This is a genomic window from Flavobacterium nitrogenifigens (assembly GCF_003254565.1).
GTDB classification, from domain to species: domain Bacteria; phylum Bacteroidota; class Bacteroidia; order Flavobacteriales; family Flavobacteriaceae; genus Flavobacterium; species Flavobacterium nitrogenifigens.
This window is the reverse complement of record NZ_QJRI01000005.1, coordinates 1-204: the sequence shown is the minus strand read 5'-3', so window position 1 is coordinate 204 and position 204 is coordinate 1. Positions and strand designations below refer to the sequence as shown.

The window sequence follows — 204 nt, the reverse complement described above, 5'->3', positions numbered from 1 at the left end:
ATAATTGGATGCTGCGGCTCCGCTCGCTGCGATCGGGTAAGTCCCCACCGGACTTCCTGTAACTGCCGTGGTGGCGACTGTAGGCGCTGCGGTTAGCACAGTTTCAGTATCGCCATTCACAAATCCCGAGTAGCTCACCGTCAGAGCCGGATTCGAACTGCCGTATATTTTGCTCTTATCATCTGCCGTGATCGTAAGCGAGGC

1 protein-coding gene is annotated in these 204 nt (G+C 55.4%); it reads right to left on the bottom strand.

Going from position 1 to position 204, the window contains the following annotated elements:
* Window positions 1–192: MBG domain-containing protein (locus tag DM397_RS24150; RefSeq protein WP_394364546.1), on the bottom strand; the 192-nt coding region annotated here is incomplete at its 3' end.
* Between the last annotated feature and the right edge of the window lie 12 nt (window positions 193–204).